19 protein-coding genes are annotated in these 22,938 nt (G+C 62.6%); 12 read left to right on the forward strand and 7 right to left on the reverse strand.

Annotation, left to right across the window (positions count from 1 at the left end; translation table 11 throughout):
• Positions 1-2 precede the first annotated feature (2 nt).
• The 3 genes from QME84_10440 to QME84_10450 all read left to right on the forward strand — a co-directional run bounded on the left by QME84_10440 (position 3) and on the right by QME84_10450 (position 3,777).
• A complete protein-coding gene (locus QME84_10440; protein MDI6874683.1) occupies positions 3-1,301 on the forward strand; it encodes a radical SAM protein in 1,299 nt (432 codons plus the stop codon).
• Positions 1,302-1,606: 305 nt separating this feature from the next.
• A complete protein-coding gene (locus QME84_10445) occupies positions 1,607-2,443 on the forward strand; it encodes a YihY/virulence factor BrkB family protein (GenBank protein MDI6874684.1) in 837 nt (278 codons plus the stop codon).
• Positions 2,444-2,568: 125 nt separating this feature from the next.
• Positions 2,569-3,777: a M20/M25/M40 family metallo-hydrolase gene (locus QME84_10450; GenBank protein ID MDI6874685.1), complete on the forward strand. Its 1,209-nt coding sequence runs from the start codon at positions 2,569-2,571 to the stop codon at positions 3,775-3,777.
• 277 nt (positions 3,778-4,054) lie between these two features.
• Here QME84_10450 and QME84_10455 read toward each other — a convergent pair whose 3' ends face one another.
• Positions 4,055-5,308 (reverse strand): NAD(P)/FAD-dependent oxidoreductase, encoded by a 1,254-nt coding sequence (locus QME84_10455; GenBank protein MDI6874686.1) that lies wholly within the window; start codon positions 5,306-5,308, stop codon positions 4,055-4,057.
• Positions 5,309-5,685: 377 nt separating this feature from the next.
• Between QME84_10455 and QME84_10460 the strand changes: the two genes are divergently transcribed.
• A complete protein-coding gene (locus QME84_10460) occupies positions 5,686-8,352 on the forward strand; it encodes an NAD(P)-dependent oxidoreductase (GenBank protein ID MDI6874687.1) in 2,667 nt (888 codons plus the stop codon).
• A 17-nt stretch (positions 8,353-8,369) separates the two neighbouring features.
• On the opposite strand, the gene QME84_10465 is transcribed toward QME84_10460, so the two are convergent.
• Positions 8,370-9,668, reverse strand: a complete 1,299-nt coding sequence (locus QME84_10465; protein MDI6874688.1) for a methyl-accepting chemotaxis protein — start codon at positions 9,666-9,668, stop codon at positions 8,370-8,372.
• A gap of 523 nt (positions 9,669-10,191) precedes the next feature.
• On the opposite strand from QME84_10465, the gene QME84_10470 reads away from it, so the two are divergent.
• The gene (locus QME84_10470; protein ID MDI6874689.1) at positions 10,192-11,376 is read left to right on the forward strand and encodes an aldo/keto reductase; all 1,185 of its coding nucleotides are present in this window, start codon (positions 10,192-10,194) and stop codon (positions 11,374-11,376) included.
• On the opposite strand, the gene QME84_10475 is transcribed toward QME84_10470, so the two are convergent.
• Positions 11,366-11,869 carry a hypothetical protein gene (locus tag QME84_10475; protein ID MDI6874690.1) on the reverse strand — a complete coding sequence of 168 codons (504 nt, stop codon included), beginning with the start codon at positions 11,867-11,869 and terminating at the stop codon, positions 11,366-11,368. The genes QME84_10470 and QME84_10475 overlap by 11 nt on opposite strands.
• A 208-nt stretch (positions 11,870-12,077) precedes the next feature.
• Between QME84_10475 and QME84_10480 the strand changes: the two genes are divergently transcribed.
• The 3 genes from QME84_10480 (at position 12,078) to QME84_10490 (ending at position 14,267) form a co-directional block, all read left to right on the forward strand.
• Positions 12,078-12,470, forward strand: coding sequence for a hypothetical protein (locus tag QME84_10480; GenBank protein ID MDI6874691.1), 393 nt, complete (start codon positions 12,078-12,080; stop codon positions 12,468-12,470).
• A 127-nt stretch (positions 12,471-12,597) separates the two neighbouring features.
• Positions 12,598-13,446, forward strand: a complete 849-nt coding sequence (locus tag QME84_10485) for an isocitrate lyase/PEP mutase family protein (GenBank protein ID MDI6874692.1) — start codon at positions 12,598-12,600, stop codon at positions 13,444-13,446.
• An 80-nt stretch (positions 13,447-13,526) separates the two neighbouring features.
• Complete coding sequence (locus QME84_10490) at positions 13,527-14,267, forward strand: NUDIX hydrolase (protein ID MDI6874693.1); 741 nt, start codon at positions 13,527-13,529, stop codon at positions 14,265-14,267.
• A 440-nt stretch (positions 14,268-14,707) separates the two neighbouring features.
• Here the strand turns inward: QME84_10490 and QME84_10495 are convergent, their stop codons facing one another.
• Together QME84_10495 and QME84_10500 are read right to left on the reverse strand one after the other, a co-directional pair.
• Entirely contained in the window at positions 14,708-14,953 is a 246-nt protein-coding gene (locus tag QME84_10495) for a hypothetical protein (GenBank protein ID MDI6874694.1), read from the reverse strand.
• A complete protein-coding gene (locus tag QME84_10500; protein MDI6874695.1) occupies positions 14,902-15,513 on the reverse strand; it encodes an FAD-dependent oxidoreductase in 612 nt (203 codons plus the stop codon). The genes QME84_10495 and QME84_10500 overlap by 52 nt, the downstream gene beginning before the upstream one ends.
• Positions 15,514-16,246: 733 nt before the next feature.
• Here QME84_10500 and QME84_10505 point away from each other — a divergent pair.
• From QME84_10505 to QME84_10520, 4 genes are all read left to right on the forward strand, one after another.
• Complete coding sequence (locus QME84_10505) at positions 16,247-16,519, forward strand: hypothetical protein (GenBank protein MDI6874696.1); 273 nt, start codon at positions 16,247-16,249, stop codon at positions 16,517-16,519.
• A gap of 13 nt (positions 16,520-16,532) precedes the next feature.
• Positions 16,533-17,888, forward strand: coding sequence for an NAD(P)/FAD-dependent oxidoreductase (locus tag QME84_10510; protein MDI6874697.1), 1,356 nt, complete (start codon positions 16,533-16,535; stop codon positions 17,886-17,888).
• A 583-nt stretch (positions 17,889-18,471) separates the two neighbouring features.
• The gene (locus QME84_10515; protein MDI6874698.1) at positions 18,472-20,127 is read left to right on the forward strand and encodes an AMP-binding protein; all 1,656 of its coding nucleotides are present in this window, start codon (positions 18,472-18,474) and stop codon (positions 20,125-20,127) included.
• 165 nt (positions 20,128-20,292) lie between these two features.
• Complete coding sequence (locus QME84_10520) at positions 20,293-21,267, forward strand: hypothetical protein (protein MDI6874699.1); 975 nt, start codon at positions 20,293-20,295, stop codon at positions 21,265-21,267.
• A gap of 106 nt (positions 21,268-21,373) precedes the next feature.
• Here QME84_10520 and QME84_10525 read toward each other — a convergent pair whose 3' ends face one another.
• Together QME84_10525 and QME84_10530 are read right to left on the reverse strand one after the other, a co-directional pair.
• A complete protein-coding gene (locus tag QME84_10525; GenBank protein MDI6874700.1) occupies positions 21,374-22,255 on the reverse strand; it encodes a hydrolase in 882 nt (293 codons plus the stop codon).
• A gap of 136 nt (positions 22,256-22,391) precedes the next feature.
• Positions 22,392-22,886, reverse strand: coding sequence for an HXXEE domain-containing protein (locus QME84_10530; GenBank protein MDI6874701.1), 495 nt, complete (start codon positions 22,884-22,886; stop codon positions 22,392-22,394).
• Between the last annotated feature and the right edge of the window lie 52 nt (positions 22,887-22,938).

The following is a 22,938-nucleotide window of genomic DNA, read 5'->3' on the forward strand; positions in this document are numbered from 1 at the left end:
CCTTGCGGGTCCTGCTCATAAGCGAGAACCGCTGCCGGGAAAACCTTGTGCCTTTCCCGTTGGGCATAGCCTGCATCGCTTCCGCGGTCCAGCTGGCCGGGCATGAAGTGTCGTGCCTGGACCTCATGTTCTCGGCCGACCCGGTGAAAGAGACCCTGGAACGGATAAGGGATTTCCACCCGGAATGCATCGGGCTCTCCATCCGCAACATCGACAACCAGGACATGTTCGCCTCCGAGTTTTACCTGCCGCCCTTGCGGGAGCTGGTCCAGGCCATGCGGGAGGTGACGGATGCCCCGGTGGTGCTGGGCGGCGCCGGATTTTCCATCTTTCCCCTGGAATGCCTGGAATACCTGGACCTGGAAATGGGAGTGGTAAGGGAGGGAGAATGTACCTTCGTGAACCTTCTCGAGTGCCTGGAAAACGGGACCAGCTTCGATTCCCTTCCCGGCCTGGCCGTCCGGCGCGGTGGCCGCGGGTGGGTAAACCCGCCGGCATTTCGCCATCCGCCCGGCTCCTTTGCTCTTCCAGAGCGGAAATTATTCGATGTCCGCCGGTATGACTGGATTCCGGGAAGGACCCCGGCCTACACCGCCAACCTCCAGGCCCGCCGGGGATGCCACCTGCGCTGCATCTATTGCACCAACCCGACGATCGAGGGGCGGTTGGTGCGCGTCCGCCCGCCCTCGAAAGTGGCCGACGAGCTGTCCTCCCTGGAGGCGGATTACGGCATCCGCTTCGCTGTCTTCACCGACTCCCTTTTCAACCATCCCCGCGATTACACGTTAGAGCTCTGCCGGGAAATCGCGGCCCGAAGGACCAGCGTAAGCTGGTGGTGCACCTTCAACCCCCTGTTCTATGACCCGGAAATCATGGAAGCCCTGAGGGCGGCGGGATGCGTGGGGATGAGCATCGGCAACGAGAGCGGCTCGGAGGACATCCTGGCCTCACTCAGGAAGGATTTCACCCGCGAGCACGTGGTACGATCGGTATCCCTGGCCAAGGAACTGGGATTCCGCACCAACTGTTTCCTCCTCCTGGGAGGACCTGGAGAAAACGAGCGTACGGTCCGGGAAAGCCTGGAACTCATGCTGGAACTCGCTCCCACCCAGGTGACGGTCACGGTGGGGATCCGCATCTACCCCGGGTGCGAGATGGAAGGCATCGCCCTCCGGGCCGGCATGATAGAGCAAGGTCAGAACCTTCTCTACCCGGCTTTCTACCTGGATCCCGAGGTGGCCTCCTGGCTCCATCCCTACATGCGCGATTTCTGTGACCGGCACCCGGGGTGGGTGCTGTAGGCCCGGAACCTTTCGACCAGGTGGAACTTCCCAAGTTTCGCGATCGACCAGGACAACACGGAGTTTTTACGGGTTCGGCATCCTTCGATCACGCGCTGAGGCGGCTTTACCTCTCGACGTAACGCCTTTTCTCCAACAAGCAACCTGCACTAGCAACACTAACCAGTACTTCCGCCGACTTCGGTCGAGCCGGAGCAAGCGAGTAACGACTTCCAGCCGCAGCCAGGACGGTTCGTTGGTGCCCTCTACCGATCCGGATTGGTAAAATTGTGAAGGTCGGAAAGCCGGTTTCGGGAGGTGGGCGATTGAATTTCAGGCCCCTCAAAGCCAGGTTGGATAGTGCCCGTGACCGCATTTCAGGATGGATGCGGGCCGGAATAGAGGTGTGGGCGGAATTCAACCGCCATGACGGGCTGCAGGCAGCGGCGGCCCTTTCCTTTTACGCCTTCCTTTCCATCTTTGCCATACTCATCCTGGGCATGGGAATCCTCGGGTTGGTCTTTCGGGGCAGACCGGACTTGGTGGGAAGAGCCCTTGACTACTTGGCCGGAAACCTTCCCGGGATTCGCGCGGTGGTCGAGGAGGCTATAGAAACCTCCATAAACAGGGGTACGGTTATCAGCCTGATCGGCATCCTCGGCCTCCTTTATACCAGCACCAAGGTCACCGACTCCCTGCAGGTGTGGATGAACCGCCTGTGGGAGAGGGAAAAGCCAAAGTGGCCGCGGAAGAAGGCCAAGAGCCTGGTCATCCTGGCGGTGTTCGGATCGGCGATCCTGGCCGGTTTCGGTGCCCACTACCTGGCCACGCTGGCCACCGGATGGAGCGCCGTCCTTGAGATCCTCTTGCTCCTGGCATCCTACATCCTGGCGACCTTCCTGCAGTTTGTGGCCCTCTGCTTCATCTACTCCTACGCGGTGGAAAAAGGCCCCGGCCTCCGGGAATCCTGGAAGGGCGCCCTTTTCTCCTCCCTGCTCCTCAATCCCCTCCAGCTCGCAATAACCTGGTATTATTCCAGCCTGGGGGACCTGGCCGTGGTTTACGGATCCCTGGCGGGCGTGGTCATAGCCATCCTGTCTTTCTATTACATGGCCGTTATCATATTGCTGGGAGCCACCTTAGTTAAAAGGGTCAGGTCTTGAATTTTGCATCCGGCTGCCGGGCGACCGAGACATTCCGGCGAGGATCTTCGCCCTTAAGGGTTGGTGCAGGGAAGTTGGGTTGAAGATGCAAAATTCAAGACCTGACCCCATGAAAGGAGGAGGGTATGGGAGAGGCGGACCGCTACGCTGATTACATGTACGGCCTGGTAGACCGGGTGATGAGGGAGATCGGGCCTCGCGAATCATGCAGCGAAGCGGAGAGGGAGCTGGGCCGGCTCTTCGCTCGGGAAGTGGAGGATGCTTGCCAGGAGGTGCGGTTCGAGGAATTCACCTGCAGCCCCGGAGCCTTCCTGGGCTTCTTCCCCTTCCTGGTGGCCGGGTACCTGGCCGCACTGGTCCTATATTACGTGCTTCCTCCCCTGGCCCTCATCATAGCCGCGGCTTGCGTGGGCATCCTGTTTTTCGAGGTGGTGCGCTACCGGGAACTCATCGACTTCCTTTTTCCCAGGAGGAAGGGAGAGAACGTGATCGGCACCATTCCTCCCGAAGGGGAGGTCCGCCGGAGGTTTATCGTTTCCGCTCACCTGGACTCCGCCTACGAGTTCAAGGTGTGGTACTGGCTGAAGGGACTGGCGGTTCCGGCCATGGCCTTGGCCTTCACCGGGCCCCTGGTCCTCCTGGCCGCCTCCCTGGCGCGTACCATCGCCGGCTCCACCGGGACACCGGATACCACCGCTTTTCGGGTCCTCGGTTACGTATGCCTGGTCTTTACCCCCTTCATAGTGCCCTTCGCCTTCTTTCACACACGGGACGTGGTGCCCGGGGCCATGGATAACATGGCCGGGATAAGCGTCCTCTGCGGCCTGGCGCGCTATCTCCAGGATGCCCGGGAAAGAGAAGGGTTCCGCCCTCGCCAGACGGAGGTCGTCCTTTTGGCCATGTCCGCGGAGGAGGCGGGCCTGCGGGGAGCCAAGCGCTACGCCGCCCGGCACAAGGACGAGCTTTTTTCCCTCCCCACCTACGCGATTTTCCTGGACGGTATCTACGACGAGAAATACCTGACCGCCTTCAGGCGCGAGCTGTGGTGCGGGGCGAAGATGGACCCCTACCTGGTGGACCTGGCCCAGGAGGCGGCGCGGGAGAACGGTTATCCCATGAAAGTGACAGTCATGCCCGTGGGAGCCACCGATGCCAGCGCTTTTGCCCGAGCGGGTATCCCTAGTATTTCCATATGCTGCCAGGACACTTCCCGCCTGGTGCCCCATTACCACACCCGCTTGGATACCGTTGAGCGAGTCAGGCCGGAGTCCCTGGCCGTGACCCTCCAGGTGGTCGTCGACATGCTCAAGAAAATCGATGAGGCCAGGTCTTGAATTTTGATAGCCCTCAGGGTATCGAATAACGAGCGCGGAGGGGACAGATCCTTATCCGAGGTATGGGGTCAGCAAGCGCGTCCAAGCCCGTGGAAATAAAAGACCCAGATCGCTCGCGGGATGCCTCACCGCTGACCGTAAAGGTCTCGATTCGCGAGGCATGGTGGTTGAAACCACGCTCCCCGGAGATGGAAACGGGCAAATTCCTCTTTTACCTTTTCCCGTGCCGAGAGTCTCATTCCCCACGCATCGGCGCGGACGTGGTGACTCCGGAACCTTATCCCCAACGCGTCGGTTCGGACCTTGAAAGCCATTCCGGGAGAATGCCCAGCGCGTCCCGGAGGGCGATGCGCCAGAAGCGCAGGGCATAGATCTCCCCGCCGGGAAGGTACCCGGAGAAGACCCTGGAATAGTAGTCTATGATGTTCATTCCCCCGGCCGGGGGCCGGCGCGTGGACATGGAGAAGAGGAAGCAGGGCTGGCCCCACCTGCTCTGCGGCCAGTAAGTGGCACCGATGAGGAAAAGGGGAAAGAAGGGAGCTCGGAAAAGATCCGCCGCATAACCGCGGAAGGAGAAATCACCCGCATCGAGAGCCTCGATGATCGACCCAGCAGCCGTGGCGGCGGAATCGGCACATATCCCCAGGCCCTCGCCCGTAAAGGCGTCCACCCCCAGCTGTTCACCGACGTAGATGACCCGCGGGACACAGAAACGCTGAAAAGGGGTGAAGCTCCGCTCCGGGTAAGCCCGGAAGCGCGGTTCCCGGACGGCGGCCGCCATCTCCGGGTGGTCGCGGACCACGGCCAGAAAGCACTCCTTGAGCCGCCTGGCGCTGCCGCGGGAGAAATCCCCGCCCGTGATCCCCGCGTTGACCACCCTGTTCCCCTCCTCGTCCAGGGAGGGGAAGAACCACGCGTATCCTCGGATACCGAAGCGAGGCGGTGTGAAATCCAGGACCAGCCTGTCCCGCAGATCCGGGGCCTCGGCAGGGAATGGAAGGTCGACCTGCAAAAGGAGCGACTTGCGGCCGCGCCGAGGCACTCCGAACCACTCCCGGCTCCTTCCGTTGACCCCGTCCGCGCCCACGAGCACCTCGGCCCGGTAAAGGGAACCGTCGGCGGTCATCACCCTCACCCCTCTACTCTCCCGGCAGGCCCCCACCGCGGGGGTGAACCTCACCTCTGCCCCCCTCTGCTCCGCCGCACGCAGCAGGAAATCATCAAGCAGGCTCCGCCGCACCACGAAGCAATCCCGGTTGCCAAACCCGGGGCGGTAACGCCGTTCCTGGAAGCATATGGTAAATCCCTTCAGGGGAACCCGGGGCAGGCTTTCCAGGTCCAGGCCTAGCTCGCGCAGCCTCCGGGTGACGCGCCCGCTCACCCCTCCCCCGCAGATCTTCTCCCGCGGGAAACTCTTGGCCTCCAGGATGAGGATGCGGCCGGCCAGCCCGGGGCAAAGCCGGAGCAGGTTAAGGGCGGTAAGGGAACCCGCCGGTCCCCCTCCCACGATGATCACCCTGTAGCGCTCCAACCCTTCCCCTTCACCTACGACCCCCGCTCGTCCGGCCCGCCCTCCCGTCCACCCGGCTGAACCGACAGCGGAAAGCTGCTCCCAGGATCGACCAGGCGGGTAACGGGGGTGTTCCCGTCCACAACTTCATGCCTAGACATGTATTCGGCCGAACCCCTCATGGCATAAAGACCTGCGCGCAGGTCGCTCAAATGCATTCCACGCCGCACAAACGTCCCATGGCCTAAAATATGGTTGTCGCGCCCAGGGGCAACGCTCCCCGCGAACGTCGCGGTTCCCGGTCACCGGGTTGGGCAAACGGGCCTTTAGGCTGGGACGGGACGTGGTCAGCCTGAAACCTGAAGTTGTTACCAACCGCGCGAGGTAGGGAGGGAAAGATGGGAAGGGAATTTCTGGCAGCGCTGGACGCGGGAGGAGGTTCGGGTCGGTGTCTTCTCCTGGAGGTGAACACGGGAGAAATTTTCGCCGCCCGCCGGGAATGGACTCCTCGTCCAGCCCCGGAAACCATGGGCCTAGGGTACGACTTGGACCTGGAGGTTACCTGGAAGAAGCTGGGTGAGGCAAGCTGCGAGGCGGTGGAGCGAGCCAGGACGGGGCCGGGAGAGGTACTGGGCATCGCTGTCACCAGCATGCGCAACACCACCGTCCTCCTGGACGGACGCGGAAAGGTGCTTTTCGCCGTGCCCAACCAGGACGCCCGGGCCCTTCCCCAATCCCTGGCCCTGGCCGCGGAAAGAGGAAAGGAGATCCATTCCCTGGCCGGTCACTGGCCCAGTCCCCTGTTCACCGCTCCCCGCCTCCTCTGGCTGCGCGAGCACCGGCCGGAAGTGCTGGAGGCGGCGACCGCGGTCCTCAGCCTTTCCGACTGGCTGGCCTGGAAGCTGGGGGGCGAGCCGGTGGCGGAGATCTCCCAGGCCGGGGAAACCTTGCTCCTGGACCTTGCACGCTCCCGCTGGGCCGCGGACCTCATCCTCTCCCTCGGCCTCCCGGAAAAGATATTTCCCGACCTGGTGAGCTCCGGAACCCGCCTGGGGGAACTGTCACCAGAGGCGGCCTCCCACCTCGGCCTCCCCGCCGGAATACCGGTGGTCGCCGGAGGCGCGGACACCCAGTGCGGACTCCTGGGGGTCGGAGCCGTGGCACCCGGGGACCTGGCGGTGATTGCCGGAACCACCATGCCCCTGCAGGCGGTCACCCCGGCGCCGGTGCTGGATTCCGAGGGAAGGCTTTGGACCGGGGTCCACGTGGTCCCGGGGCTTTTTGTCCTGGAGAGCAATGGCCTTACCGCCGGTTACGTGCTGGAGTGGTTCGCCGGACTGCTGTACTGCGAGTACCGGCACCCCCTGCAAGCGCTGCTCGCCGAGGCCCGCCTCGCCCCTCCCGGCAGCTCGGGGGTGTTCTCCTCCCTGGGCACGGCCGTCTTCGACGCCCGCACCATCTCCATACCGGTGGGTAACCTGGCCCTCTCCCACATGGCCGCTCCCCCGGGCCGGGAAGGGAGGAGAAACCTCGGCCGCGCCGTGTTGGAGGGCATCGCCTGTTCCGCCCGCGCCAACCTGGAACAGGTAGAGGAGGTGCTGGGCGAGGAGGTGAAAAGGATCTTCGTGGCCGGCGGCCTTTCCAGGAGCCCCCTCTGGACCACCATCCTCAGTGACGTCCTGGGGCGTCCCCTCACCGTCGCCGCCACCCCCGAGGTGTCCGCCCTGGGCGCGGCGGTGTGCGCCGGGGTGGGAGCAGGCCTCTTCAAGGACCACGTCCAGGCCCTGCATTCCCTGAAGTTAGCCGAAAGGAAATGCGAGCCCGGCCCGGACCGGGATGATTACCAGGCCCTGTACGCGGGATGGAGGGAAGCCTGCTCCCTGCGTTCCGCCTGCGACGCCCACCTCTCCGGGCTCATGGCCGCGTCCCTGTTGAAGGCTCCGGGCGTACAGGGAACCGAAAGGTCCACGACCTTCCGACCCCATGCCCTGGTCACCGCCGAAATGGACCGGGAAGCGCTCTCCGAGCTGTCCCGCACCTGCGAGGTGGACTACCGGCCCTGGCGCCGGGACATGAGGATATACGCAGGCGGAGAGGACCTGGCCGGTGCCGTTTCCGGTTACCACATCCTGGTAACCGAGCTGGACGTGGTGGATTTCCAGGCCTTGGACCGGTCACCGGGCCTCAGGGTAGTGGTGGTCTGCCGCGGCAACCCGGTGAACGTGGACCTGGAATCGGCCACCGCCTTCGGCATCCCGGTCATCTGGACCCCGGGCAGGAACGCAGACGCCGTAGCCGACCTCACCGTGGCCTTTATGATCATGCTGGCCCGGAAACTGCAGGAAGCCTCCCGTTTCCTCCGGGAGGGAAACGTTGAGGCCGGGGACCTCTCCCGCATGGCGGAGGCCTACATGAAGTTCGAGGGAAAGGAACTCTGGCGCAAGACAGTGGGCATTATCGGCTTGGGCGAGGTGGGACGCCGGGTGGCCCTGAGGTTGCACCCCTTCGGCGCCCGCGTCCTCTTCTACGACCCCGGGGTGGGAGAGGAGGAAGGCGCCCTTTACCACGCCGAGAAGGTCTCCCTTGAGGAGCTGCTCGCCGAAAGCGACTTCGTTACCCTCCACGCGCCAAAAAGCGAGGCCACCCGGGGCATGATGAACCGCGAGGCCTTTGCCGCCATGAAAGAAGGGGCCTTCTTCATCAACACCTCGCGGGCCTCCCTGGTGGACCACGAGGCTCTCCTGGAGGCCTTGCGGTCAGGACACCTGGCAGGAGCCGCCCTGGATGTCTTCCCCCAGGAACCCCCGTCTTCCGACCACCCCCTGCTGCTGCTGCCCAACGTCATCGCCACCCCCCACATCGGCGGGGATACCGAGGAGGTCTCCGCCCACCAGGGGGCGGTGGTTGCGGAGCAGCTGGGAAAGCTCCTGCGGGGCGAAAAACCCGATTACATCCTCAACCCTGAAGTAATGGAGTCCTTTTCCTGGAAGGGACCCAGGCGCGAGCCCTCCGCCGCGGAAAGGGAACGCCTGGCCCGAAAGGAAAAACCTTCCATCACCTCCTGACAGGATGGCGACAAACCTCAGCGGCCCAGCGAGTGGGCGTCAATGACCGCCTTGAGTCCGTCGGCGATCTGGTCCAGCTCGTGCATCAGGGCGGTGATCTCCTGCATGGCAGCCGCCTGTTCCTGAAGGGAGGAAGATATCTCCTGCATGTTGCCGGCCACCGCCTCGGAGACGGCGGCGATGGAACGTACCGCCTCGCCCATCTCCTCGCTCAGGGGTCCGGTGGCCCGAGCGGCCTCGATAACCGAGTCAATATGCCGGGTTATCTCCCTCGAAACGGCATTAACGCGGGAAAGAAGCTCATGGGCCTTGTCGCTCACCTCCATGCCCTCCCCCACCTTGCCGCTGGCTTCCTCCATGGCCCCGGCCGCCCTGCTCACCAGGTTCTTGATCTCGTTCACCAGCCTCTCGATGCGGCCTGCCGCGGTGGAGGAATCCTCGGCCAGCCGCCGCACCTCGGCGGCCACCACGGAAAAACCCCGCCCCTGCTCCCCTGCCCTGGCCGCCTCTATGGCCGCGTTGAGGGCCAGGAGCTTGGTCTCGTCGGCGATGGAGGAAATGACCTCGATGATCAGGCCGATCTCCCCGGAATGCTCGTCAAGCTCACCCACCAGTTCCGCCAGCCGCACGGTGGCCTCGCGTATCTCCCTCATCTTCTCCGCCGCCTCCCGCACCGCTTCCGCACCACTACCGACGGCGGACTTCACCTCCTCGGAGAAGTCCAGGGCCCTCTTCGCCGCCTCCTCCACCTCGCGGATGTTCTGAAACAGTTCGGTAGCGGAAGACTCCAGGCGCGAGATTCCCCGGTGTTGCTCCTCGGCCTCACCGGCCAGGTCGAAAACGGAACGCGATATGTCCTGCAGGTTGGTATTGCTGTTCTCGGTTATCTGGAGCAGTGCATCGCTGGCCTCGGCCAGCTTGCTCGAGCTCTCGCCGGCACGCTCGATGAAAGCGGCAAGCGCCACGCTCATCTCGTTGAGGGTGGAGGCCACTTCGCGCATCACCCCGGCTCCTTCCAGGTCCTCCAGCCGGGAAAAATCGCCGGCCCGCAGCCGGGAGCAGAACTCGTCGATGCGGATCAGGGGCTTGATATAAGTCTCCGCGGCAAAGAGGACGCAGAAAAAGACGGCGGAGAGGATGACAGGGATTCCGAGGCCGAAAACGGCAATCCAGTACCCACCCCTCACGGAGAGGGTCAGATGGACGATGAAGACCACCCCCGCCAGGCCGATGGGGGTGGCGATGGCCAGCATCTTGGCCAGAAGGAACGCCATTTCGCGGCGATACCGCCTGCTGCCCTGTTCGTTGAGCGTCATGGCCCGACCTTCTCTTCGCTGATACCTGAGGTGAAGCCCCTATCGCCGAGATTCGATCCGCCCACCCGTCAGGACTGCAACTCCTTCTCTTGCAGGTGCCGTTTACCCTTATATTCGCGTCCCCTCACCGTGTTTCTTTGGGCCAGCGCCCCGATTTTCCCGAAATGTCCCGCCCCTCGGGCGGAAGCGCAGAGGCCACTGCGCACCCAAATCCTTCTTCGTTTTCCCCGGGAACAACTCCTTCCACGAGGCCAGCGGGCGGGGAAGCGGGAGAAATTGATCTCCCTACACGGGGCCGGGGGTAGGAATCGCCGACATCCTCGAGGACCTCCGCCGGCTGTTCCTCGCCTCATGATAGAGGGCAAAATCCGTTTGAGCGTGCATAATGCGAGCGTAACCCCTTCCTCCTGCAGATATCCTCGCGGGCACGGACCGGCTCCGGAGCTCCGTCCCCATTCAAGAGCGTGGATATCGCGGAAAGATATAATGTTTTCGCATACCTGTGAAAGGGAGGCATGGTCATATGCTGTACAGGAGATTCGGCGATAGCGAGTGGGAGGTTTCCATCCTGGGGTTCGGGTGCATGCGCCTTCCCACCACGGATGGCATACCCGTAAGCGAGAACGTAGACCTCGAAGAGGCGGCGGCCATGATCCGCCATGCCATCGATCGCGGCGTTAACTACCTGGACACCGCCTATACTTACCATAACGGCCGGAGCGAGACCTTTTTAGGCGAAGTCCTGGACGGCGGGTATCGGGAGAAGGTGCGGGTGGCCACCAAGTGTCCGGTCTGGCTGGTGGAAAAGCCCGGGGACTTCGACCGCTTCCTTGAAGAGCAACTGAGGAGGCTGAAGACCCATCATATCGACTACTATCTCTTCCACGGGCTGAACCGGAGGAGGTGGGAGGACATCAAGCGCCTGGATCTCCTTTCCAGGGCAGAAAAAGCGCTCCGGGACGGCCGCATAGGAGGTATAGGGTTTTCATTCCACGACGACTTTCAAGCCTTCTGCGAAATTGTGGACGGCTACGACGGGTGGTGCATGTGCCAGATACAGTACAACTACATGGACGTGGATAACCAGGCGGGAACGCGCGGTCTGCGCTACGCCTCGGAGAAGGGACTAGCGGTGGTGGTCATGGAGCCGCTCCTGGGCGGTAACCTGGCACGCCCGCCCCGGCAGATAGCCGAGGTCTTCGAATCCTTCCCCGTCAAGCGGACACCCGCCGAATGGGCCCTCCTCTGGCTCTGGGAACAGCCGGGGATATCCACCGTCCTCAGCGGAATGAGCACCATGCAGCAGCTGGAGGAGAACCTGCGGACGGCCGAACTTTCGGGCCGGCACAGGCTGAGCGACGATGAGCTGGCGTTGATCGAGGAGGTCCGCCGCAGATTCCGGGGGAGGGCGGCCGTCCCCTGTACCGGCTGCGGGTACTGCAAACCCTGCCCCCACGGCGTGGACATCACGGAGAACCTGAACCTTTACAACAGCCTGGTGATGTACGACGACCAGCTCACCCCACGCTTCCGCTACCACCGCTTCCTGGCCGAGGGTGAAAGGGCATCCGCCTGCACCGGCTGCGGGGAATGCGAGGAGAAATGTCCCCAGGCCATAAAGATAAGCGAGCTCATGCCCGAAATCCATGCCGTGCTGGGGGAGGGTCGCTCTCCCCACCTCGGTTCCTGCCCCGAACTCAAGCTGTGAATTTCACCCGTTCCAACCAGAAGTCGGTCAAGAGACCCTCGCGATCCAAGCCCAGCAGGAGGGAATCACCCACCCTTATGACCAGGTCGTATTTCCCCGGCAGGCGGACACGCAGGCTATTGTCCGGCGGGTGGAATTCGTACCCGGGGTAAAGGTTGTGAAAACACAGGTCCTGACCATGAAAATCGTGGGTGAAGACCACCGCCCCCCGCGCATCGGCCTCCGGTGGCGCCTCGGTCCCCTCTACCTTCCAACGTCCCGAAGGGGTATAAGCCCGCAAGCCGATGAGGCGTTGCGTATCCCCGTCCAGGGTGAGGATGATCTTGCCCAGGGCCAGTGTCTTTATTCTCGCCCCCGGCATGAAGAGAACGGGCGACAACTCCACCGCCCGATCCAGGGAACGATAGCAAGCGAATCCCGGAAGAAGCTCTTCTCCCGGTTCCACCCTCAAGCGCAAAATCGACTTCACGTCCACTTTCCTGCCCCCGGTCACTTTTCGTACCTCTTCCACCGGTACAGCGCGGCGGTTCCTCGCCTTTCTTGCCCGTCGGGCCCAGGATCCGCAACAGCCGCATCGGAGCGGACTTCCTTCGGACCTCCAAAGATCGGCCTTCCCACCATAGAAATCGCGGGTTCCGCGTCCCGCATGATACATACCACATGTTATAAAATAAAAATATTCGTAAAACCGGCGTGGAAAAGTGAACAAGAAGGCCCTCCGGGAGAATCTCTCCTTCCGGCACATGACCGTGGAGGCACGCATGGGCGAGATAGGCCTGAACAATCTGCTGCTGACCCTGGAGCACAGCCCCCGCATCGGCCTGGTGGCCCTGCTCACCGATGCTGAGCTTCCGGCTGGAACACCCCTGGAACCTTCCCTCTGTCGACCCGAGAAATGCGGCTACGCTTGTGTCCGCGCCTGCCCCGCGGGTGCCCTTTCCGAGGATGGGAAAGGAACGGACAAGGCCTCCTGCCTGCGGCAGTACATCAAGCTGGGCCTGCCGGGGATTAGCGGTGTCCGCTGCGGCCCATGCGTAGCCCGCTGCCCGGCGCACCGCCCCCGCTTCCAGGAGCACGACCGAAACGAACCCTGAGAATCTTATTCATAACCTATGATCGGGGAAAATTGTTTCCATGCGTGTTTCGACCGGTAACGGGTAATACGCTAGGTAACTTCCCCGACGCGGGGAAAGCCGAAAAGCTGAAGGAAAGGGTGTGGAAATGCATACACTGATCAGCGAGCGCAAGATATTCCTCTCCGCGGGCGTCTTTGACGTCCTGAGCGCCAAAATCGCCGAGGCCGTCGGGTTCGGCGCCGTGGTCCTGAGCGGTTTTGCGGCTAGCGCCAGCTATCTTGGCGAACCGGACATCGGCCTTCTCACCCAGACCGAGATCCTGGATCTGGCTCGCCGCATCTGCCGTGCGGTAAATATCCCGGTAATTGTAGACGGTGATACCGGGTACGGAGGGATACTCAACGTGGAGCGCATGGTGAACGAACTCATCGCCTGCGGCGCCGCAGGTATAATCCTGGAGGACCAGGCCTGGCCCAAGCGCTGCGGCCACATGCGCGGGAAAAGCGTGATCCCGGCCGAGGAACATGCAGCCAAGATAAGGGCGGCAGTATCCGCGCGTGAAGATCGCCCCTTCATCATCGTGGGAAGGACGGACGCGCTGGAAGTCATGGGACCGGAGGAGGCGGTGAGAAGGGGCAAGCTATACAGGGAGGCGGGTGCGGATCTCATTTTTGTGGAAGCTCCCCGTTCTCGGCAAGAATTGGAATACATCGCGCGCCAGGTTCCCGCGCCGCTGGTGGTCAACGTTATCGAGGGCGGCGTGACCCCGGTCTTGGAGCTCGAAGAGTATCATTCCATGGGTTTCATCAGCGTTGGATACGTGCTCACCGGCATATTCGCCGCGGCACACGCACTTCGCAAGGCTTATGCTTATCTTCTGGAAAAAGGCACCAGCAAGGGATTGGAAAAGGAGCTGATGAGTTTCGCCGAGTTCACCGGCTTGCTGGGACTGGAAAAAAGGCTGGCCGAGGACGAACGCTTCCGGGATGCCTGACCCTTTCGGGCGTCGGATAACAAGAATCGCGGGGGTAACGGCACATGGTTGATCCGTGCGAAAGTAAAGGTGCGCACCCGGTGGTCCCCAGGGACGCTGCCTCCGTGCTTCTCCTGCGCGACTCCCCCCAGGCTGGGGGCCTGGAGGTGCTCATGGTGAAGCGCCACGCGAACAGCGTCTTCGCCGGCGGGATGCACGTCTTTCCCGGAGGGGAGCTGGAAAGCGGGGATTGCGATCCCGGATGGAAAAAGCTGTGTCGTGAACCTCTCCCCGGGGAATTGGAAAAGCTGTGCGGGGACGGAACTCCTCCGGCTAAAGGGATTGGACTCATGGTGGCCGGGGTGAGGGAACTTTTCGAGGAGGCCGGTATCCTATTGGCCTCGCCGGACCCGGAGGGTACTGCTCACCAACCGGAAGTGGCAAGCGCCCTTCTCCGGGAGTATTGTGCCAGGGTACGCGAGGGAACGGTGAAATTCCAGGATATGGTACGAAGTCTTGGTCTCAAGCTGGCCCTTGACCGCCTGGTCCTCTTCGCCCACTGGATAACCCCGGAGTTCTCTCCCATCCGCTATGACACCCGCTTCTTCCTGGCCCCCGCTCCCGGCGACCAGGAAGCGGACCACGACCGGTCGGAGACCACCGCCTGCCTGTGGATAGCCCCGGGTGAGGCGCTGCGCCGGTGCGCAGAGGGAAAATTTCCCCTCCTGCCGCCGACCATGGCCAACCTCCATGCCCTCGCCGACTTCCGCGGCGTCCAGGAGGCCCTCGAGGCGGCAAGGGAAAGGGAGGTCCCGACCATCCTCATCCGTTTTCATGATTGAAAAGAAGGAGCTCCACCGATTCCTTTCATTCCAGAAGACGAAAATAGAAAATGGAGCTCGCGGGTTCTCATTGTTGTCACGATAGGCGATGAGAACCGCGCAAACCCCACAGTAAAGGCCGCATGGAGCCAGCAGTTCCCGTTCCACCTTTTCCTCATCGGTGCCTCCCTTCCTTACCATCCGCCGCCCATGCTCCAACCGCCGCATCTTCGACCCCATCCCCCGCACAACCCCCTCCGGGCTCACCAAGACCATGATATCCCTGATTCCCGCCCATGATGAGGACACCTGACGTGAGGGGGAGGAAATAAGATGCACCTTATTCTCCAGGACGCTGGACAAGGTCTGCCTGCTGTCCAGGGAGGTGGTTGAACGCGAGGCACGGAAGGGGGCTTCGTCTTCCAAGACCTAACTCGCAGATTACCATGATATGGTATGCTTCAGGAGCCGGTGTCAGGCCGACCTTCTCCCCGGGCTGGCCCCGTTCCCTCCTCCAGGCCCAGTTCCCTCATCCTCTCCCGGAGAAAAACCGCCATCTCCGGCGTCCTTTCCACCGCCTCCTTCACTGTTCTCGCCGGGTCCAGCGAGATGTAGAATCCTGCATCGCTCGCTTCCCCGGGGTCCAGGGAAGACTTTATCTTTCGCAGCTGATGATGGTAGCCCCCGGGAAGGGCTTCACCGCGCAAGCGGTAAATATTCCCAGGCTGCCGCAGTTGCCGATGAACCCCCTCGCCACGCCCCGCAGGCTGGGCCCCGGTCCGTCCCCGCTGAACCAGCCCAGCCCGCTTCCGTGGCTCCCCAGCCGGAGCACCTCTCCGTCCGGGAGGACCCATTCCACCCCCAGCAGGTTCCTGGCGCTGTAACCGGTGGTAAGCCCCGACCATCCGTACCCGCAGAGGGACGTGGCGCTGGCCAGGGGAGAGGTTCCCGCCCCCGCCCCTATGATGTAGCAATTAAGGCCCCGTTTCATGGTCTCGGCTTGCAGCTGGGCGCAGCTGACATAGGGTTCCACCACGGCGTACATGTTGCGCTCGTCGATCTCCAGGATGCGGTCCATCCGGCGCAGGTCCACCTGGACCACGTCTTCCCCGCTGACCATGTTCCATATCCCCCACCCGGTGCTCATGGCCTTGAGCCTCAGGCCGTGCTCGAGACATATCCTGACCACCGCCTGCACCTCCGCGGTGCTGCCCGGAAGGACCACCGCCGCCGGGCGGTGGGGACACCAACTGCTGGTCTGCCCCACGATCTCGGCGAAGGCCTGCAGGCATAGCCGTCCAACACCGCGGGTTCGCGGGAGACGTTCTCCGGCCCCTGGACATGTCGGAGCTCCTCCAGAGCATCCCTTAGCTCCAATGACCATCCCTCCTCCCGGAAGCTCCTCCAGACCGACGTGCGGGGAGCGGCACAAGAGCGAGAGCCGCTCATAGCCATGCGGTTCTTTCACCGGAAATCATCCCTGCCATGTTTTGAAGCTGCGCCGCCTGGAGACCTATTTCATCCATACATATATCAACTGCTCCCGGACCTTAACCCCCATTCCATCCGTAAAAACAGGTGTTGACGCGGTGTTCTGGGCCGGCCTGGGCTGTCCAACGTTTTTCGACCATCATGAGGAGAAACAGGTATATTTTTATGAACCCGGTTGAACCCTAACGATCCCACCCCTTCTCCCCTCCCTCGGGGAAAACGGGTATATTTTTACAAACCCGGTCAAAACCTTATTAAGTGTTCCAGGAAGAGAACCTCACTTGCCGGTAGCTTACCTTCGCTCCACTCACCGACCGGTCCCTCACATCCACCCGACGATTCTCTATATGATGCTGTATCGTTTCAGTAGGCGCTTTCGGGGTGAAAAAGGTTGAGAGACCACCCTATTCCTGTTTTGACACGCGTCGGCGCCGGAATTAGACTTTGGTTCAGGGCTGCTCAAAAGGCGGGAAGGTTCTGCCCCTTCCCGGGCGGAGGAGGTGCGTTTCATGGAGGTCAGGACGTCCGATCGCTTTCCCGGCGTGGAATGGGTGGGGGACCCCGGCGACTTCATCAAGGTGGACGAGTCGCGGTGCGACGGATGCGCCAACTGCGTGCGGGTCTGCCTTGCGGAATGCTTCGAGATAAAGGGGAAGAAGGCGCGGGTGAGGACCCTGGCCGAATGCATGGAATGCGCCGCCTGCTGGTACGTGTGCGATAAGGAAGCCATCGTCTTCTCCTGGCCTCCAGGGGGGACCGGTTTCCGCACCGATTGGGGTTGAGCTACCCGCGGCCATGGAAAGCTGCGACGTACTGGTGGTGGGGGCGGGCTTCGGGGGACCCGTTGCCGCCCGCAGGTGCGCCCAGGCCGGGCTGGACACCATCATCCTGGAGAGGGCCAGGGTCCCCGGCGAAAAGGTGGTCTCCGGCCTGGTCATCCCCTTCTACGGGTTCACCTTCGGCCCCGATTTCATCCGCGAGGGCAATCCCCCTATCGAGAGGCCCATCTGCAGGGTGGTCAACCGCTTCATCCGCGACGGAGAGATATATGCCACTGACAGCACCCTCCGAGTGCCCAAACCCCTAGCCCTGGGATACGCCGCCTACTGCCGGCCCTTCTGCACCTGGCTGGCCGACCGGGCCGTGGAGGCGGGGGTGGAGCTGCGCACCTCCACCACCGCCGTGGAGCCCATCCTGGAAAAGGGGGCGGTGAAGGGAGTGATCACCGACCGGGGGGAGGAGATACGCTGCAAGGTGCTCATCGACGCCGGGGGTACCCAGAACCGGCTGGCCATCCAGGCCGGGCTGCGCCGCAAGTACCTGCCGGAGGCCCTGGAGCTCTACATGGTATGGGACTTCGAGATGGCCAAGGAGGACGTGGACGAGACCTTCGGCCTCTCCATGGAGTTCTTCCATGCCCTCCCGGAGGAGGGCATCGGAGCCCCGCTGGGCTTCGGTTCCACCCTGTACATCTTCACCTACCGGGAGAGCATCCACCCCGGCCTGGGGCAGTTCCTGGTAACCCGAGGGGAGATTCCCAACCTAGCCAGGCTCCTCCCGCGTTACTTCGAGAACTTCCAGAAAAAGGTAACCCGCTGGAAACGGGACATTGCCCCCAAAGTGAAACTGCGAGCGGTCACCTGGGACGTCTGCCCCATCTACGCCGGCCTTATCCCGGAGACCAGGAACATGCCCGTCTACGGGGACGGCATCCTGATCATCGGCGACGCCGCCGGCTTCGAGGCCTCCGCCTTTGGGGACGGGGTGCCCAGCGCCTGGTTCTCCGCGGAGCTGGCCGCCGAGGTGGCCGTGGAGGCGGTGAGGAAGGGGGACGCCTCCCGCGATACTCTGCGTGAATACGAAAGGAAGGTCTGGGAGCATCCCTACATCACCTGGATAATCACCGACTGGCGAAGGTGGGACCTGCGCAAGGTGCTGGTATCGAGGAGCGAGGCGGAGCTGCGGCGCATGATCCGCGACCACTGGGGAGTCGGGGCCTTCCGTTACCGCTACAGCGGCCGCCCCCTGTTGAAGGCGGCGCGCGAGGCCCTGCGGCGCGATCCCCGGGCTCCTGTCAAGTGGATGGAAATGTTTACCAGGTATTATCACAACTGGGAAGAGAACCGCTGCGACCCCCTTTCAACTTCCTGAAATCGCTGCAACAGCTGCCACGGCGCCTTTACCTGGCCTGCCCGAACTCTCGTTGCAGCCTTCTCATGGCCGTGCTCCTTTACCTCTCGCCTGACCGACACCCTCTTTTGCCCCCATCCGACCACGCTCTCGTTCCTGTCCTCACGAGACCGGCACCCTCATATCAACCGGCCAATGCTGAAAATGGGGTTGGACTTAATCCGAGAGCAAGCGACCGCTTTCAAGTTACCGGATCCCCGCCTTCCTGGATGCGCAGGCCTAAAACGCTATACTCGCATTGCTTGCAAAGTATACGGGTAAGGCTATCATTAATCTACGAACAATAATTATTTGATTGTTCAGGCTGGGAATCGCAGGGGGGAGGTACGCAATCGCCGGATAGCCTAAAAACCATTACCCTGTATCATCGTTCAGGCAGGGAATAGCAAAGCGGCTCCCAAAGGTACCAGATTCGCCCGAGCTTCGCCCACATCGCCGTAGAAGCAGGGGATTGCCGAGGGCTGAGAGCACAGCTGTTTCGAATCACCCGAAGCTATAAACGAATCTCATCGCCCAGGCTGTTGATGAGCGAGGGGGGATACGGATGAGCGTCATTCCGGACAAGTTTAAGCTTCTTTTCGACCGCCGGCTCACACTTTCCAACTTTTCCCAGAAATTGGCGGACATACGGGGAGACAAGACCATGTCCGTCCTCCACGAGCCGCTCCGCTACCAAGATTTTCCCCTGAAGCGGGTGAGCTACCAGGACGCCGCCCGCTTCGCCTACCGGGTGAGCGCCTTTCTCCGCGAGATCGGGGTCAAGCCTGGGGAGAGGGTGGCCCTGTGCACCTCCAACAACGCCGACCTTCCCATGTCCATCATGGGCACCATTGCCGCCGGGGCGGTGGCCGTTCCTCTCAACTTCATGCTCAAGGCGGAGGAGATACGCTACATCGTGGAGAACTGCGGGGCGGAGACCCTGGTCGTCGATTCCGAGGTCCTGGCAGGCAACATCCGCAGGAAGGAAAACCTCCCCACCATCAAGCGCTGGGTGATGGCCGGGCCGCGGGAGGAATGCCCTTCAGGGTTTATCTCCCTGGACGAAGGCTTGAGCGCGGTCGGCGAGGCGGAACCGGTGGACCTGGATCCCGACCAGCCGGTGGCCATCTTCTACACCTCGGGCACCACCGGCTATCCCAAGGGAGCGGTGATGTCCTCCCGTAACCTCGTCACCGCCCAGAAGATCGCCGCAGCCATCATCCCCGTGGGTCCGCGCAGTAAGGGACTGTATTGCCTTCCCGCGTCCCACGTGATGGGCTTCGGGTGCATCATCATGGGCTGTTGCGTGGGCCTGGAGGCCTATTACATGCGCCACTTCTCCCCCCGGGAAGCCCTGGAGGCCATGGTGCGGGAGAAGGTCAACCTCTTCGTGGGGGTACCCACCATGTACGCTATGATGCTCGCCGAAGGGCTGGACAAGTACGACCTTTCCAGCCTCAGGATGCTGGGGAGCGCCGCCGACGCCATGCCCGAGGAACTGGTGGAGACCTTCCGGAGGAAAGGCTCCTTCATTAAGCTGGGTCCCTTCCGAACCCGAGCCCTCTTCGTAGAGGTCTACGGCATGGTGGAGCTGGCCGGAACGGCCACCCTGAAACTGGCCCTCCCCGGTATCAAGTACCCGCGGGGCTGCGTGGGCTGGCCGGTGTGGCCGGTCCGGGTGCGCATCCTGGACGAATACGGCAACGTCCTCCCTCCCGGGGAAGTGGGAGAGGTGGCCGTAGCCGGGCCGGGAGTGACCAAGGGTTACTGGAACGACCCCCAAGCCACCCGGGAGCTCATAAGCGACGGCTGGCTGCGTACCGGGGACATGGGTAAGAAGGACCGCCTGGGCAGGCTGTACTTCGTGGACCGCAAGAAGGATGTTATCAAATGCGGAGGCTACTCCGTGTTCTCCGTGGAGGTGGAGAAGGAGGTCCTGGCCCACCCCGCCGTGTCCGACGCCGCCGTGATCGGAGTTCCCCATCCTACCAAGGGGCAGGTGCCGGTGGCCGTGGTGACCCTCAAGCCGGAGACGCGTGCCTCCGAGGAGGAGATCCTTTCCTGGTGCCGGGAGCACATCGCCGGTTACAAGTGCCCGCGCGCGGTGCGCATCATCCCACCGGAGGAGATGCCTTACGGAGCCACCCTCAAGGTTCGCAAGCTGGAACTGCGCCACCGCTTCTCTGACCTCTTCACCGGGGAACGCGTTCCCACCCCCTAATCCGTTTATAATATACTCGCGCTTCTGGGAGGGAGCGACCGGAGAGGGGTGATGGGAATGAGGCTTCTGCGATGTCGGTGTGGCGCACCGTTATGGTTTCCCCGCAGCATCAGGTGGAACGACAACGGCACCATTTCCCAGTTGTTTCAGAGGAGAAGCCGGGTAGTGATCGTCGAGTCGGACATCTTCAACGAGGTTTTCTCCCGCATCGAGGAGAAGATGGGAATATCCATCGGCCACCTGGTCTTCGAGGCGCAGCGCGACGCCGCCCGGGAAGTGATCGACACCCTCATCCGGCGCCCGCCATTCAACCTCTTCCGGATAGGACCTTGCAGGCACCTGGTAGTCCGCTATTTCTGCCGCCTTGCGGCGGCCACGGGCCAGGCTTATGCCGAGGTCCTAGAGTACAAGCCCGGCGCTTACGGTGAGGCGATAATACGCAACCCCTACAACCGCGAGCTCATGGCTGCCATAGTGCTGGGCGCTTTCGAGAGCCTGGAAGGAAGCCCCTTCGTCCATTCCTGGAAGAAAGTGGGAGGAGACGACGTTATCCATATCGAGCCCTCCGGTGCCAAGCCGGAGATCTCGGAGCGCATGCGGGTGGAGCTCCCGCCCTCCAAAGCCAACGGTCTCCCGCTCGCCAAGTGCCGGATATGTGGATTCCCTTCGGAGCTTGGTTATTTGGAGTGGCGCGAGAACGAGGGCAAGATAATCGACACGCGCCGCGGCGTGCGCATGACCTTCCTCGACGGATACACCCCGGAGGTGGTCTTCCGGGAGCTGGAAAAGGAGCTGGGGGAGGACATCTACCCGCTTATCGTGCAAGCCCAGAAGGAAACCACTCTAAGGCACCTGCAGGATCTAGGGCTCACCGATCGAAACGGTGTTAATACCGAAACGGAGCGCACGGCCCGATACCACAAGGTCCTGGAACCGCTTCCCCTGTGGGGTCAGGGTTACGCCAGGGAACTCAGGCACGAGCCCGGCTTCCTGGAGGTGGTCGTGGACAACCCCTACAGCAACCCCCTTCTCGCCGGACACATGGCCGCCGTGTTCGAGGCCGTGGAGGGAAGAGATGCGGAGGTAGAATGGGAGAGACTGGACTCCTCCACCACCCGTTTCCATGTCCGGAGCGCGTGATGATCATAGGAACACCTAAAGGCCAGGTTTACGCCCGCTTCTTTTCCTCCCTCCACGACAAGCGCAACTCGCCCTCTGGCTGCAGATTGAAAACTGGCCCCTTAGGTTATTCGATCCGACCTCCCATCTCGGCGTAGAGCTCCGGCAGGAAGGAGGCCAGGTTGTTGTACTCCATGAGGCTGTGCACGCAGTTGTTGCGGGCCAGGTCCAGCATCCGGAAGGGCATGGGCCTTCTCACCCGTACCGGCCTTCCCCCGCGCATGGTGTAGCCGATCCAGTACCGGCTGCGGTACTCCACGCCGCCTTCCACGGGGCGCACGGCGTGCAGGAAGACGCAGAAGGGCGTGCGCAAGAGGCTCAGGGTGACGTCGGCGCAGTAGGCCCGGCTGATGTTCGGCTCCCGGAAGAGCTCCATGTCCAGCCCGAACTCGTGCGGGGGATAGAAGCGGATGGCCAGCTTCTGCGCCGACTTGAGGTTGAATCCCTCCACCGGGTAATGGACGCTCCCCTCGTTCCTCACCCGCAGGGGGATGCCCGAGCTGTCCAGGTGGCGCGCCGGGTCCCGCACCCCGATGTCCACGTGCGCGGGAGGGCACCACAGGGCGTAGCGCAGCCCCTCCAGGGGATGCCAGTTGAACCACCAGTCCAGCATCTCGGGGGTGACCCCCGGCATGCGCACCAGGGTGGCAGCGAAGCCGCTCCCGTCGGGCATTACCGTGTAGCCGGTCTCCACCTCCAGGTATCCTGGCCGGAGGAGGTCGTTCCGCGCTTCGACGGGCGTGGCGGAGTCGGGGTCCACCGGGCCGGCGTTCACCCTCTCCAGGTCCCCGGGAGGGATCTCCGCCAGTTCCTTATGGAAATATTTAGCATATGGCTTCTTCTCCTCCTCGGGGGTAAGTTTCCGACGGGGCATTCCCCGCAGGTGATCCATGGTCAGGGGATGGGGAAAGATCGCTCCCATGCGCACCAACAGGTTACCGATACCCATGACCCCGCCTCCCTTTTTCTGCCAATAACGCAGCGCCTGCCATACCGCGAGCCAGCTCCTTTCCCGCCTGCGGTCCCATCTCCTCCAACCGGCAAGTCACACAACGACCGAGGGCTTTACCCGAAAGTCCGGAGCCTCACTGCCCTTTTCTCTTCTGCAGGGCGCCCCGCACGGCGAAGGCTACGAAGGGTATGGAGTGGAGGGCCATACCCTGCACCGCGGCGCGGATGGTGGTGGAAAACCTGTATTTCCCGGACCTCCAGTAGGCAGAAAATGCCCTGGTGGCCAGGGGGACGTAGAGGGCCAGGCCGGTGACCAGGCCGGGCACGTACTTGCGCGCCTTCAACGAGGCGCCAAGGTGCAACAGGGCGTTGAAGAAGAGCAGGCTGGCCATGCTCAATCCAAAGGAAGGGTCCTTCTTGCGCCTCATCGCCCCCAGGGCGCAGCCGGCGATCATGGAGGCGTTGACCCCCACGATGATGGGAAGGGAGGCGTTCTCAAAGGCCTCGGGTGCCACCTCCCGGGCCGCTTCCAGGAAGCCTCCCGGCCAGAAGTACTCCTCCACCACGTGCGCGCAGGACGCCGCCGTGAGGTGCCAGAAGACTTTGCTATCCTTTTCCCAGTTGTCCATACTCACCCCTTGTTTCCTGAATCCGCGAGCGCCTCCGATGGCCTGCGCTCGA

The organism is Actinomycetota bacterium (genome assembly GCA_030019255.1).
In the GTDB taxonomy this organism is placed as follows: domain Bacteria; phylum Actinomycetota; class Geothermincolia; order Geothermincolales; family RBG-13-55-18; genus Solincola_A.